The following is a 14,591-nucleotide window of genomic DNA, read 5'->3' as shown; positions in this document are numbered from 1 at the left end:
TCCATCCTTAATCTCTCCTTAAACCCTTAACAAATACTTTTAGATTCAAATATTAATCCTTACTTTTGAGCCTCATTAATTTTAAACAAAAATCATGGCATCTATCACATTAGGAGGAAATCCAGTTCATACATCAGGCGAATTACCAGCTGTTGGATCGCAATTAGCTGACTTCAAATTAGTACAAAACGATTTATCAGTTGCTTCATTAAGCAATTTCGCTGGTAAAAAATTAGTTTTAAATATTTTCCCAAGTGTTGATACAGGAACTTGTGCAGCATCTGTTAGAAAATTCAACGAAAGCGCTAGCGGATTAGAAAACACTACTGTTTTATGTATTTCTAGAGATTTACCTTTTGCTCAAAAACGTTTCTGCGGTGCTGAAGGCTTAGAAAATGTGGTAAACTTATCAGATTTCCAAACTGGTGCTTTTGGTAAAGCAAATGGATTAGAGATTGTTGACGGACCATTAGCAGGTCTACACTCAAGAGCGATCATTGTTGTTGATGCTAACGGAAAAGTCGTTCACACAGAACAAGTAGCAGAGATTGCAAACGAACCAAATTACGAAGCAGCTTTAGCAGCATTATAATATTTTCCTGTAAATGGAGTTTCAAAAAGATAATACATTTGTTACAGGCCGTTTAAAAAGCATGACTTATGCTTTTAACGGCGCTGTAAAATTAATTAAGACTGAACACAGCATTATGGTTCAATTTTCATTGGGAATCATAGTGACTATTTTAGGCTTTTATTTTCATATTTCACAAACCGAATGGCTTTGTCAAACCTTGGCAATCGGTTTAGTTTTAGCTGTCGAAGGATTAAATACAGCAGTTGAAAAAATTGCCGATTTTATTCATCCTGATTACAGCAAACGAATCGGATTTATTAAAGATATTGCTGCCGGAGCGGTATTTTTTGCCGCAATGACTGCAATTGCAATAGGCTTGATTATTTATATTCCAAAATTTATTTAGGCAAAGGAAAACGCAAGAATGGCAAAAAATAAAAAAGAAACTGTAGATAAAAAAAACGACAAACAAGAAGGAAATAAAAGATCTTTTAAAATATCTAAACAACAAAAATTTGTTTTAGGATGTCTTTTGGTTCTTTTTTCTATTGCACTATTAGTTGCATTTATTTCTTTTTATGTTAATGGACAATGGCAAAACGACCAAAGTGTTGTAGACCAACTTGGAGACCGCACTGAAGTTGCAGAGAACTGGCTCGGAAAATTCGGGGCTTATCTTGCCGATTTAATTATTTACAGAGGCTTCGGACTTGCCTCTTTCATTTTTGTACGTTTATTTTTCCTTACCGGAATGTTTTTAGCGCTAGAGCTTTCGACTCAAAAACTTAAAAACACTTGGTTCTGGGATATCTTTGCTATTATAGTAGTTTCTATCTTATTTGGTTTCTTTGCTACTTCTGCGCCAGAATTAGGAGGAACAATTGGTTATGAATTAAATTTATTCCTTCAAGATTATATCGGGAAAACAGGTACTTTGCTTACACTGCTTTTTGGTTTAATCGTCTATCTGATTTTCAAAATCAAATTATCTCCAGAAAAAATTCAATCGTATTTTGATTCTACTAAAAAAGAATTTAAATCGGAATTAGACACTTTAAAGCCAGCTGTAAATCAGCCGGAAAGTGCTTATAATTTGGAGGAATTTGCTATTGTAGAAGAAAAACAAGAAGAAAACGACCCTGAATTAGACAACATCCACATCAAAACTGTCGATTCTCAATTTGAACTTAATAAAGAAGCTTTAAAACCGACAATCTCTCATCCTTCGGAAATTGACTTAAATCCAACTTTAAAACCAATTACTCCAAAACAAGAACTGCCATTAGTTAATCCCGATGAAGCTTTTGTAATTGAAAAGGCTGAAGAAGAAGATATTATTGAAGAAAATTTAGCTTCTCGTCTAGTTGCCGATTTCGGTTTATTTGATCCGACTTTGGATTTATCAAATTACAAATTCCCGACCATCGATTTATTAAAAGAATATTCGACTGGCGGAATTACAATTAATCAGGAAGAATTAGAAGAAAATAAAAACAGGATTGTAGATACGCTTCGTAACTACAAAATTGAAATTGCACAAATTAAGGCAACCGTTGGACCATCGGTTACTTTATATGAAATTGTGCCAGAAGCAGGAATCAGAATTTCTAAAATTAAGAGTTTAGAAGATGATATCGCTTTATCATTATCAGCACTAGGAATTCGTATTATTGCACCAATTCCAGGAAAAGGTACTATCGGTATTGAGGTTCCGAACAAAAACCCAACCATGGTTTCGATGAAAAGTGTTATTGGAGCAGCAAAGTTCCAAGAAGCAGAAATGGAATTGCCAATTGCATTAGGAAAAACCATTTCAAACGAAACTTTTGTTGTCGATCTTGCCAAAATGCCTCACTTACTGATGGCTGGAGCAACTGGACAAGGAAAATCTGTCGGACTAAATGCGGTTTTAACTTCACTTTTATACAAAAAGCATCCAGCAGAAGTAAAATTTGTTTTGGTCGATCCGAAAAAAGTAGAGCTTACACTTTTCAATAAAATTGAAAGACATTATTTAGCCAAACTTCCCGACACAGAAGATGCTATTATTACTGATAATGCAAAAGTTGTGAACACTTTAAATTCGCTTTGCGTGGAGATGGATAATCGTTATTCTTTGCTAAAAGATGCGATGGTTCGTAATATTAAAGAATACAACGAAAAATTTAAGTCTAGAAAATTAAATCCAGAAGCTGGACATCGATTTTTGCCATACATTGTTTTGGTTGTCGATGAGTTCGCCGATTTGATTATGACTGCAGGAAAAGAAGTCGAAGTTCCGATTGCTCGTTTGGCTCAATTAGCCCGTGCTATTGGTATTCACTTGATTATCGCAACACAAAGACCGTCTGTAAACGTTATTACAGGTTTAATTAAAGCCAATTTCCCTGCCAGAATTGCGTTTAGAGTAACTTCGAAAATTGACTCTAGAACCATTTTAGATACTCAGGGAGCCGATCAGCTTATTGGACGTGGAGATTTATTATACACCAATGGAAACGACGTAATTCGTGTGCAATGTGCTTTCATCGACACTCCTGAAGTGGAAAAAATTACAGATTTTATTGGAGGACAAAAGGCATACGCTACAGCTTATTTGCTTCCAGAGTTTGTTGGAGAAGAAAGTGGCATCAATCTTGATATAGATATTTCCGAAAGAGATACTTTATTTAGAGAAGCGGCAGAGATTATTGTCAATGCACAGCAGGGTTCTGCTTCTTTATTGCAACGAAAATTAAAATTAGGATACAACAGAGCGGGTCGATTGATCGATCAACTTGAGGCAGCAGGTATTGTTGGTCCATTTGAAGGCAGTAAAGCACGTAGTGTGAACATCTTAGATTTAAATGCTCTTGATCAATTTTTTAATAATGAACAAAATTAATCCAATCATGAAAGCAAAAATTCAAGAAATCAACAACAATTCTATCACAAACATGACTAAAAAGTGTTTTCAAATGGCAATTATTTTGCTTTTGAGCTTCACTTCTATTCAGGCTCAAGATAAAAAAGCGAAAGATTTATTGAACGAAGTAACTTCTAAAATAAAAAGCTACGACAATATTGTTATCGATTTTAAATATTCTTTGAATAATGCCAAAGAAAATATCAATCAAGACAGTAAAGGAAACGTAACTATGAAAGGAAATCAATATGTTTTGAATTTCATGGGCGTTACTAAAATCTTTGACGGTCAAAAAACATACACTATCGTTCCTGAAGACGAAGAAGTTACCATTTCTAAAGTAAACGAGAAAGATGATAATGCAATTACTCCTTCAAAAATGCTTACTTTCTTCAATTCTGGCTACAAATACAACATGGACATCGTTCAGAATGTAAAAGGAAGAAAAATTCAATATATCAAATTAGTTCCAACTAGCGGAAAAGACCAAAGAAAAGAAATTTTGTTAGGTATTGACGTTCAGACAAAACACATTTACAATTTGATTGAAACTGGAAAAAACGGAACAAAAACAACTTTAACCGTTAATTCTTTTAAAACCAATCAGCCATTATCAAAAAATCAATTTACCTTTGTAGCGAGTAAATACCCGAAATACTACATCAATAAATTAGATTAATCAGAAGGTTGAAAATTCTAGACAAATACTTATTAAAAACATTCTTACTTACATTTACCACGGTATTTGTAATCTTATTTTTCATATTCATACTGCAAACAGTATGGCTATTTATATCAGAACTAGCAGGAAAAGATCTCGACTTAATTTTGGTCGTGAAATTCCTGCTTTTTTCTATGCCGCGTATTATTCCGTTGGTTTTACCGCTTTCGGTTCTATTAGCATCCATCATGACTTTCGGAAATCTAGCCGAGAACTATGAATTCGCGGCCATGAAATCTTCGGGAATCTCCTTGCAAAGAGCAATGAGAGTATTGATTATTTTTATTTTCATTTTAAGTATTGTTGCTTTTTGGTTTGCCAACAATGTGATTCCGTATGCCGAATACAAGTTTGTCAACTTTAGAAAAAACATTGCTCAAGCCAAGCCAGCTATGGCTATTGCTGAGGGTCAATTTAACGATGTTGGGACTTATAACATTAAAGTAAACAAAAAATCTGGAGAAAACGGCAATCATTTAACTGGTGTGACGATCCATGAGAAAGCGAATAATATGGGTGAAAATAAAACCGTAATTAAAGCTAAAACTGGTGAATTAGTCAGTAACGAGAAATCTAGCATATTAAAACTAGTTTTGAATGACGGCTACTACTACCAAGATGTCACTCCAAAAAAATATGAGGATCGTGCTAAAATGCCTTTTATAAAAGGAAAATTTAAGACACAGATTATTAATATTGATTTATCTGAATTAAACAAAGTTGATGATAGTAAAGAAAGTATTGCAGGAACAAATGCCATGCTAAATGTTAATGAGCTACGCTACACTTTGGACTCGTTGAGCAAAAATTTAGACAACGAAATTGTTTCTTTTTCTGAAAATATCAATCAGCGAGTTGGAATTAAAAAATTCCCTCAAAATTCTCAAAAAGACATCAAGAAAAAACCGATTCCAAACGATGTTTTGTCTATTTACTCTAATAAAGATAAAGTAGATATTTTAAAAATGGCAGGAAGCAATATTACCAGCAATATTTATTCTATCGAAACTACGCAGAAGGATTTAAAAGACAAAGAGCGAGAGATCAACAAACATTATAATGCGTTATACGAAAAATTTGTTATTGCGTTTGCCTGTTTCCTAATGTTCTTTATTGGGGCTCCGCTTGGTGCGATTATTAGAAAAGGAGGACTTGGGCTTCCTATTGTATTCGCGGTTTTAATCTTTATTACTTTCCATTTCATCAATACATTCGGAAAAAGATTATCTCAAGAAGGCGGAATGACTCCGTTTATGGGATCGTGGATGTCGTCTTTTATACTCTCTCCTCTAGCAATTTTATTAACCTATCGTGCTACAAACGACAACGGTTTAATTAATTTTGATGCGATTACAACTCCGATTTCACAACTAATTCAGAAAATCTCTGAGCGGTTTTTACCTGCTCAAAAGCAAAAATAATTATGTCAACAACAAAAATACAACTGAATACCATTGAAGAAGCTATAGAAGATATTCGTCAAGGTAAAGTAATCATTGTAGTCGATGATGAAGATCGTGAAAATGAAGGTGATTTTTTGGCTGCTGCCGAAAAAGTAACTCCAGAAATGATCAACTTTATGGCTACCCATGGACGCGGTTTAATTTGTACACCACTTACAGAAAGCCGATGCAAGGAACTGGATCTTCGCGCAATGGTAACCAACAATACAGATCATATGGAAACAGCTTTTACGGTTTCTGTTGATTTGAAAGGACAAGGCGTTACAACTGGGATTTCTGCTGCTGATAGATCAAAAACAGTTCAGTCATTAGTTGACCCAAATACAAAACCTCATGATTTAGCTCGTCCTGGTCATATTTTCCCTTTAATTGCCAAACAAGGTGGAGTTTTGAGAAGAACAGGCCATACTGAAGCTGCAATTGATTTTGCGCGTCTAGCTGGATTTAAACCTGCAGGGGTAATATGCGAAATTTTAAACGAAGATGGAACAATGTCTCGTCTGCCAGAATTGATTAAAGTAGCTAAAAAATTTGACTTGAAATTAGTTTCTATTGAAGATTTGGTTGCTTATAGAATGCAGCATGATAGCTTAATCGTTAAAAAAGAAGATTTCGACATCGAAACTCGTTTTGGAACTTTTCGTTTAAGAGCTTACGAACAAACAACAAACAAACAAATTCATATCGCTTTAACGAAAGGAACTTGGAATCTTGGCGAACCAATTTTGACCAGAATACACTCTTCTCAAGTGAATAACGATTTATTAGGAACTTTAACTAATAATGCTGAACAGCAGTTAGATGATATGTTTAAAGTGATTAATGAAAACGGAAAAGGCGCTGTTATCTTTATCAATCAAGATATGACGGCTGTTAACCTTTTAAACAGAATTTCTGAGCTAAAGTCATTGCAAGCTAACGGAACTTTAAAAGCTCCTAAAGTTATTATTGACAGTAAAGATTACGGGATCGGAGCTCAAATTCTTCATGATATAGATATTTCTAAAATCAGATTGGTTTCGAACACAGAGCAAACAAAACGAGTGGGTATGATTGGATACGGACTTGAAATTACAGAATACGTTAATTACTAATATGGGAACAGTAGAAGAAAGAATTCAAAAATCAGAAACTCGTATTTTTAAAGCCGTTTTTCCTAGCACAACAAATCATTACGATACTTTATTTGGTGGAACTGCTCTTCATTTAATGGATGAAGTTGCTTTTATCTGCGCTACACGTTTTAGCCGTAAAAAAGTAGTTACGATTTCTACAGGCCAAATTGATTTCAAAAAAGCAATTCCCGCAGGAACTTTAATCGAATTAGTAGCAAAAGTGGATAGCGTTGGAAGAACCAGCTGTAAAATTCATGTCGATATTTTTATGGAACAAATGTATACTGAACTTCGAGAAACGGTAGTTTCAGGAACTTTTTCGTTTGTTGCCGTCGACGAACATAAAAAACCAACGCCAATTTTAGACGATTTAGATTAATTTTTTAAAAAATATCACTTTCGGAAATACTGATAATTAGACACTTGAAAATTATCTTAAAAAACTTCAAAAAAAAGTCCGAAAAAAGTTTTTATAACCGAAAAACCGTCTTATATTTGCACCCGCAATCAGATAATGAGAGCGACATACTGGAGAAATGGCAGAGCGGTCGAATGCGGCAGTCTTGAAAACTGTTGACTGTAACAGGTCCGGGGGTTCGAATCCCTCTTTCTCCGCTGACTTTTAAAACCCTTAACTTTGTTAAGGGTTTTTCTTTTTTTATAGCGTATTTTTTTTTAGAAATAGTTCAAAAAAAATTTTCACAATTCAAAAAACAACTTATCTTTGCACTCGCAATCAGAAAATGATAGCGACATACTGGAGAAATGGCAGAGCGGTCGAATGCGGCAGTCTTGAAAACTGTTGACTGTAACAGGTCCGGGGGTTCGAATCCCTCTTTCTCCGCTGAGAGCTTAAAAAGAGACTTTTCAAAGTTTACAAAAAAGGCTAAAATTCACGGAAAACCCTGCAGATCTTGAGATCAGCAGGGTTTTTTCTTTTCGGTGCATTTTCAATATTTTCAAAACCGCACAGAAGTTTCGTGTCAGAATCGTGGCAAGGGTTTCCTGGAGTTCCCTCCAAAAGTGCCACAGAAAATTAAGGCGAATTCTGTCTGAAGCGGTTTAAAAGTTGGTAAATGTGCGTTATTATTCTTGGTAGAACCATACAGAATAACGCACCTAACTTCTGAAGGCATGAAAAGCAGCAGAAAAAAATACAGCGCCGAATTTAAAATCTGGGCGGTCAAGACCTGCATCGAGCATAAAAGCGTGCGGCTGGCCGCCACAAAGCTTCGGGTCAGCAAAAACGGCCTCCAGCACTGAAAAAATCTCTTCCGTAAAGGAAAGCTCACCCACTATGAGAGAAGCGATCCGGATTCCGACAGAAAGGAAACGGCCAGACTGCAGAAAGAACTCAAAAATATCCACTGGAGCGGGATATCTTGAAAGAAGGCCGGAATCCTGCACCGGGACAAACGCTCTGTATACCAGCTCATAAGGGAAAATACGGGCAGATTCCCCGTCGGGAAGATGTGCGGTGTTTTTCAGGCGACTCCCAGCTGATTAATATTATGTTGATGACATTATTGTAATCTGATTTTATAAATAATTCATTTATGGGTATTTTGTCTAGTAATTTACCCTGATTCATATTCATAATATTGATTTACGAACATAATAATCATTTCAAATCGTCACGCTCAAAAACGACTATTAAGACAGATTTACAATAATTTAAAAGAACTTATTTTCTTTTCTAGTCGACACTAATGTTATAATGTATATATTTATAGAATTGAAAACCCAAAAAATCTATCGATAACTAAAATACTTATGAAATTAAAACCAGTTGGTAAAAAAGAACTTACCTACATACTATTCCTTTGTATTACTGTGAATTATGCCCAAAATGGAACATTAAAAAAAAATAAAACCACACCGAGCACTAAATCCAAACTAGAGACATTAGCATCAATTGAAAAAGTCTGTCAAACCATAATAGACGATTATTACGTTAATCCAAATGGTATTACTTTAACTGAAAGTAATATTAGCAGCACTTCCACAGATAAAAATTTGCTTGAAGTATTCAATGATATTTCAGTTGAACTTCAAAAAAATAAAAATAGTACTACCGAAAATCTGGGATCGGAAGCTAAAGTAAATAGTGAACCGCCATTTAACGAAGTGTATCCAAAGGAAAAATATGAAGCTTTAATAGCTCATGGAACTGCTTTTGTCAAAAAATCTGAATTACTTTCACAATCGTTGCAAAAGAAAGCAACCGAATTTGACGCTGCTGCTAAAGCAAATAATATTGAAGAAGTTAAAAATATTTACACTAAAATGGGATTGGCATTTCATGTTATGGGTACTAAGCTTGATAGCGCAATACTTGAATTGAGAAGAACACAACCGTCTATAGTTGAAACCTATACAAAAATGACGACTGTTAGCAACGAAACAGATACCCTAAAAAAAGTAGAAACTACCGTTGATGCCACAAACAGTATGATTGGAATCCTAAATTATTTGTCGGCTATTAAAAATTGTAATACTGTAGTCTCTAAAATTCAAGAATATTTGGCACAATTATCACAGGCGTCAGCTACCCAAAAAGACTGATTCTTATAGCAATACATACAAATGTCTAATATTATTTTGAAGTCCGAATACATCATAAATTAACCAACCATTTTGAATATAAATATTACTTAAAATGCATAAAATAAAAATCCTACTACTATTTCTTTCCCTTTCGTTATCCTGTTTTTCACAGCTGAAGACCAACAATCAAAACGGAATTTATAAAGATTTGTATCGTTTAAATTTAAATGATTCGGTTAAATCAGTCATTTATGGTCGTACCTTTTACAAAGAAGATCTCACTCCATATGAAATAGATGATATCATTGATATAGTAATATTACGCCAAAACTCATATGAATCGTATGAGTTTAACAAATATGGTTTGATATCAAGACATTTTTACGATTCGATAGTATATGCCCCAAAAGATCTTCAAAATAATTTCAAATATGAATTGGGTAAAAAGGTGTATCGAGTACCCGATTGGACGGGAATGGTTAATTTAAATATGCAAAATGTGAATAAAATTACATTAAAGAGGTCTAACTGTTTTAAATATTCAGACTCGGATTTTGCGTATAAATATAATTTCGATAAAAACGGTAAAATAACTGCTGAAAAAGAATATTTTGTAGACAAAGATAATTCTAATAATATAATTGAAACCCAGCTATACCAAACCAAAAAATACATATACGATCTTAAAGGCAATTTGGTACAGCAACGCTTATTTTATGAAGGTGAATACAAGAACGATAATTATTATACAGAAAAAGATGGGGCGCATGAAAAATGGCTCTATGAATATGATGTTAAAAATCGCTTAATTAAAGTGACTAATATGGTGGCTGTAAACCCGCAGGTCGAACAAGAACCAAATATAGAACAGAAATATAAATATCATCCTACCGAGAATTACATTACTGAGGTTGAAATATTTAATGAGGATGGTTTTGGCTATGGCAAATATAAAAAAGCTAAATTTTATTATAACAAAAAAGCGGATATCACAGCATGTGAATACGTAAATGATTATTTAAATAAACAAGAAAAAGTCTTTTACGAATATGAGTATGATAGTCATAACAATTGGATAAAGTGTAAACTTAGATACAATTCAATGCAGGACGAGGTGATTAAAAGTATAAAAAGAAAAATTTCATATTATGGAAATTAAATTAGATGTTAAAAAAGTTATTGTAGGTTTTGCATTGATATACTATAGCCTTTGCATTGCTCAGGAAAACAAATTAAAAGTAAACAGATCATTAAATTTAAACGGTCCTGTGAAGACCGTAAATACATTTTATTCCTTTTACAAACAAAACATTACAGCACTAGTAAAATACCGTGTTTTATTTGAAAATGATATTGCTAATGATGATTCTTACGAATTCAATAAAGAAGGAAATATTACACAAAAAGCTATTACTAATAGAACCAAAGGTTACGAGGATCGTCCGGTGGGAAAATTATATAAATATGAATATGATGACAAAGACTATATTTTAAAAAAAGATTTGTTGCCTTATCTAAGCATTTTAAAACCATTATCCATTGATTTGGATTTACAAATCCAGACTAATTTCTCTATTGAAACTAGATTTAAAAATGACAGAGATTATAAAATAGCCAAACTAGACAGCGCAAGTATAGCATTAAATAAATATCAAGATCAATATAGAGATCTAAGGCAGTTTCAATATCAATATAAAACTGAAGGGAATAAAATTATTGAAGAAAAGATTTATTATAAACCTAAACCTGAACAAAAAGTATTTACATCACCTTCAGAAAAAGAACTACTGTTAGTAAAGACATATAAATACGATTCGAAAGGAAACCTAACAGAATGTAATTTTGATTCAAAGAACACAAGCCCGTATAGCGACACTAATTCAGACAATAAATTTCATTATGCCTGTGACACTAAATTTAAATGTTACTACGATGACAAAAGCAAAATCTCCAAGATAACTTGGAGTAATTATTTAGGAATATTCCTTACTGCAATTTATACTTACGACTCTACCAATACTTATATTCAAAAAATACATATTACAGGCCAACAAACTTATCCCTACCCAAGTGATGATATGGTTTTCAACTATAATGAAAATAACGATTTAGTGGAAGTCAATTTTATTAGTGAAGATGAAATAAATCAGCCAACAAACAGATATTATGAATATGAATACGATAATCATAAAAACTGGATTAAGTGTAAGATGTATTTAGAAGGGAATAAAAATGAAGTAACAGCTACAATGGAGCGAAAGATTCAATATTTTAAATAGCAGATTGTTGAAAATCTGAAACTGGAGCTGCCTTCAAAAGTGCCACAAATACTTAAGTCAGATTTTAAAAAATAATTAATTATTTTTTCAGCTACATAAGTTTTGGGATTGATTTCTCTACTAAAAAACCAATAATAAATTGTTGTTGAATTCCATTGCAAACTATTTAAAATACTTTAAAAAAAATTGTCTGAGCGCCGCATAAATGCTTAACTTTGTCTTTCAACCAATTAAGAATTATAACATTATTTAAACAGATAATTTGCTCCGGAACTTTTCAAAATTTATAAAAATGCACAAAAAGTTCATGGCAAAATCGTGGCAAAATAACGAGAAAATATTAGGGAATGCAGTATAAAAGCGGGATGCAACATTTTTGTTCGAATCCCTCTTTCTCCGCCAGATGAAGTTTCAGTAGAGACTTTTAAAAACCAAAAGCCTTTAAATACTCTTATTTAAAGGCTTTTTTATATTTCTATATCTCCAACAATTTTTCTCTTTTGTCACTCTTAAAAACTATAGAGACACCGTTTAAAAGCTTTAAATATTTAGCATAGACATAAAAAAAAGGATGAGTAAAACCTCATCCTTTTTGTTTTTAATCGCATAAAAAACTGACCGCTCCTAATAAGGCGGCAATTTCATTATCATTCGAAATAGAAACCTCAACTTTTAAGTCTAATTCATGTATTGTTTTATTGAATGAAAACAAAAACAAATCGCTAGCATTGGCAATTTTTCCGCCAATAATAATATGGTCTGCTGCAAAATTTTTAATCCACGGAACAACAACTTCGGCTAAATCCTCGCCCATTCTTTCAAATACCAAAATTGCTTGCTGATCTCCGTTTTTTGCTAGATTATAAAGTTCTAAGCCATTATTAAGATCTTTATTGCTTAAAAATTTATAATGCGACAAAAGACCTCTAACTGAAACATAATCTTCTGCAATACCATCTTTATAAGGCAGATTGTATATTTCTCCGTCAGTTGGAACAGAATTTCCTGAGCTGATAGATGTTCCTTTATCAATAAAACAAGCTCCTAATCCTGTTCCTAATGTAACTGCCATTACTTTTTTAGAAAGGTTTTCTTGTTGTTTGAAAACTTCTCCTTTTCCAAAGCAAACCGCATCATTTTCAAAAAGAACTGGAAAATCTGCAGGAAAACCAAGAGTTTCGAGAAGCAATTCTCTAATATTCAATCCGTAAAAGTGTTCATATTTAGATTGATCTTTAATCCAGCAAATTCCGGTTTTATAATCAAATGGTCCAGGCATGCAAATAGCAATTCCTGTAATGTCTTTAATCTTAGAATTTTCAATTGAGGTGCTGATTACTTTTTTCCAAATGTTCATAACCTCGTCTACTGGCCTATTCGAATCGAAGGATTCTTTACAGAGTGAAAAGTCAAGCACTTTCATCTCTGTTTTATTAATAACCGCAGCTGTAATATGCGTTCCTCCTATATCTAGCCCAATGGCGTGTGATGTATTCATTTTTAATTATTAAGCTTTAGTACTAGATATTTTTATCTTTTAGAATTTGAGGAAAATGTATACTGGTATGTACAATCATTTCGCCAAATAATGTATTCGCCCAAGCAAACCATTTACGGGTAAATTTATTGACATCGTCTTTATGGAACGATTCGTGCATAAATCCAGTATCTGCATTGGTTTTAATCAAATTGCTGATACAAGCTTTTATTTCATTTTCGTCTACACTCGTAATGGCTCTCAAAACAATACTCATCGGCCAGATGGTATCAACTCCTGTATGTGGACCTCCGATACCTTCTCCTGCTTTTCCTTTATAGAAAAACGGATTATTTTCAGACAATACCACTTTTCTTGTGTTCAAATACAATGGATCATTTGGAGCAATAGCGCCTAAATAAGGCAATGATAATAAAGAAGGCACATTAGCATCGTCCATCATATGGAAACTGCCATATCCATTTACTTCAAACGCAATGATTTTTCCGAATTTTGGATGATTGATAATTCCGTGTTCTTTTAATCCTTTTTGAACCTCATCTCTTAATTTTGTAGCTTTAGCTACTAAATCATTATCTTTTAAAGCTGGAAGAGAGAAAATTTCAATCAGATAGCCTAATATTTCAATAGCGAACATATTACTCGGAATCAGGTAACCGAATAAAGTAGAATCGTCGCTTGGTCGGAAAGTCGAAACGATTAATCCGCAAGGTTTTACTGGATAACCGTAACCGCCTAACGGAACTCCATCTGTCGCCCAAGCCGTCTGGCGCTGAAAACTATACGGTCCACCTTTACCATCCATTCGCTGCTGTTCTTTAAAAGTCTGCAGGATCAAAAGCATGGCTTCTTTCCATTTGCCATCAAACAAACTAATATCTCCCGTTTCTTTCCAATATCCGTGCGCTAATCGAACTGGATAGCACAAGCTGTCAATTTCCCATTTTCTTTCATGAATTCCGGGTTGCATTTTGGTAAGGTCATTTTTCCATTCGCTTTCCTTCGTAAAATCTTTATAAAAAGCATTCGCATATGGATCCAGCAGAATACATTTCGCTTGACGATTAATTACTCCTTTTACCAATTCTGCTAATTTTGGATCTTCTTTTACAAACGGAATATACGGCCAGATCTGTGCTGTACTGTCTCTCAGCCACATGGCATCGATATCTCCTGTAATTACGTAGGTATCTGGTTTTCCGTCGATAATTTCAAAATCGACTGTGGTATCTAATGTATTTGGAAAACAGTTTTCAAATATCCAAGCCAATTCAGGATTGGCAATTTGCTTTTTAATGCGTACGATAGCGGCTTCAATGGCTTTACTCGTAAATTTTCTTTCGGCAACTGGAGGTCGTTTAGAAACAAAATCTTTTAGCGGCAACTGAAAAGTATCTGAATTAAATCCGAAAGCTTCTGTTTGAAGTGCCAATAATCCTGCGGAAAAAATGCCTGCGTTTTTTATAAATTTTCTACGTGACTGCATATC

The 14,591-nt window shown here is 33.6% G+C and carries 13 protein-coding genes and 2 tRNA genes; 12 read left to right on the top strand and 3 right to left on the bottom strand.

Annotation, left to right across the window (positions count from 1 at the left end):
- Positions 1-94 precede the first annotated feature (94 nt).
- From tpx to GR162_RS20140, 9 genes are all read left to right on the top strand, one after another.
- A complete protein-coding gene (tpx, locus tag GR162_RS20180) occupies positions 95-592 on the top strand; it encodes a thiol peroxidase (RefSeq protein WP_066032495.1) in 498 nt (165 codons plus the stop codon).
- Between the two features lie 13 nt (positions 593-605).
- A complete protein-coding gene (locus GR162_RS20175) occupies positions 606-980 on the top strand; it encodes a diacylglycerol kinase family protein (protein ID WP_008462024.1) in 375 nt (124 codons plus the stop codon).
- Between the two features lie 18 nt (positions 981-998).
- The gene (locus GR162_RS20170) at positions 999-3,458 is read left to right on the top strand and encodes a DNA translocase FtsK (RefSeq protein ID WP_008462022.1); all 2,460 of its coding nucleotides are present in this window, start codon (positions 999-1,001) and stop codon (positions 3,456-3,458) included.
- A gap of 7 nt (positions 3,459-3,465) precedes the next feature.
- The gene (locus GR162_RS20165) at positions 3,466-4,158 is read left to right on the top strand and encodes an outer membrane lipoprotein carrier protein LolA (RefSeq protein ID WP_083219897.1); all 693 of its coding nucleotides are present in this window, start codon (positions 3,466-3,468) and stop codon (positions 4,156-4,158) included.
- 8 nt (positions 4,159-4,166) lie between these two features.
- Positions 4,167-5,621: an LptF/LptG family permease gene (locus GR162_RS20160; protein WP_160783600.1), complete on the top strand. Its 1,455-nt coding sequence runs from the start codon at positions 4,167-4,169 to the stop codon at positions 5,619-5,621.
- 2 nt (positions 5,622-5,623) lie between these two features.
- Positions 5,624-6,757 carry a 3,4-dihydroxy-2-butanone-4-phosphate synthase gene (gene ribB / locus GR162_RS20155; protein ID WP_160783599.1) on the top strand — a complete coding sequence of 378 codons (1,134 nt, stop codon included), beginning with the start codon at positions 5,624-5,626 and terminating at the stop codon, positions 6,755-6,757.
- Position 6,758: 1 nt separating this feature from the next.
- A complete protein-coding gene (locus GR162_RS20150; RefSeq protein ID WP_008462012.1) occupies positions 6,759-7,157 on the top strand; it encodes an acyl-CoA thioesterase in 399 nt (132 codons plus the stop codon).
- A 151-nt stretch (positions 7,158-7,308) separates the two neighbouring features.
- Positions 7,309-7,393 (top strand) — tRNA-Ser (locus tag GR162_RS20145).
- Between the two features lie 144 nt (positions 7,394-7,537).
- Positions 7,538-7,622 (top strand) — tRNA-Ser (locus GR162_RS20140).
- Between the two features lie 275 nt (positions 7,623-7,897).
- Here the strand turns inward: GR162_RS20140 and GR162_RS20135 are convergent.
- Positions 7,898-8,146 carry a hypothetical protein gene (locus tag GR162_RS20135; protein WP_160783598.1) on the bottom strand — a complete coding sequence of 83 codons (249 nt, stop codon included), beginning with the start codon at positions 8,144-8,146 and terminating at the stop codon, positions 7,898-7,900.
- Positions 8,147-8,551: 405 nt separating this feature from the next.
- Between GR162_RS20135 and GR162_RS20130 the strand changes: the two genes are divergently transcribed.
- The 3 genes from GR162_RS20130 (at position 8,552) to GR162_RS20120 (ending at position 11,604) form a co-directional block, all read left to right on the top strand.
- Positions 8,552-9,343, top strand: a complete 792-nt coding sequence (locus GR162_RS20130; protein WP_160783597.1) for a hypothetical protein — start codon at positions 8,552-8,554, stop codon at positions 9,341-9,343.
- Between the two features lie 94 nt (positions 9,344-9,437).
- The gene (locus GR162_RS20125; protein WP_160783596.1) at positions 9,438-10,484 is read left to right on the top strand and encodes a hypothetical protein; all 1,047 of its coding nucleotides are present in this window, start codon (positions 9,438-9,440) and stop codon (positions 10,482-10,484) included.
- Positions 10,474-11,604, top strand: coding sequence for a hypothetical protein (locus tag GR162_RS20120; RefSeq protein ID WP_160783595.1), 1,131 nt, complete (start codon positions 10,474-10,476; stop codon positions 11,602-11,604). The genes GR162_RS20125 and GR162_RS20120 overlap by 11 nt, the downstream gene beginning before the upstream one ends.
- A gap of 598 nt (positions 11,605-12,202) precedes the next feature.
- On the opposite strand, the gene GR162_RS20115 is transcribed toward GR162_RS20120, so the two are convergent.
- Both GR162_RS20115 and GR162_RS20110 read right to left on the bottom strand, forming a co-directional pair.
- Complete coding sequence (locus GR162_RS20115) at positions 12,203-13,102, bottom strand: ROK family protein (RefSeq protein ID WP_160783594.1); 900 nt, start codon at positions 13,100-13,102, stop codon at positions 12,203-12,205.
- Positions 13,103-13,124: 22 nt separating this feature from the next.
- Positions 13,125-14,588 carry a glycoside hydrolase family 125 protein gene (locus tag GR162_RS20110; protein ID WP_160783593.1) on the bottom strand — a complete coding sequence of 488 codons (1,464 nt, stop codon included), beginning with the start codon at positions 14,586-14,588 and terminating at the stop codon, positions 13,125-13,127.
- Between the last annotated feature and the right edge of the window lie 3 nt (positions 14,589-14,591).

Source organism: Flavobacterium sp. HBTb2-11-1 (assembly GCF_009826975.1).
Classification (GTDB): Bacteria; Bacteroidota; Bacteroidia; order Flavobacteriales; family Flavobacteriaceae; genus Flavobacterium.
This window is presented reverse-complemented; position numbering and strand designations above follow the sequence as displayed.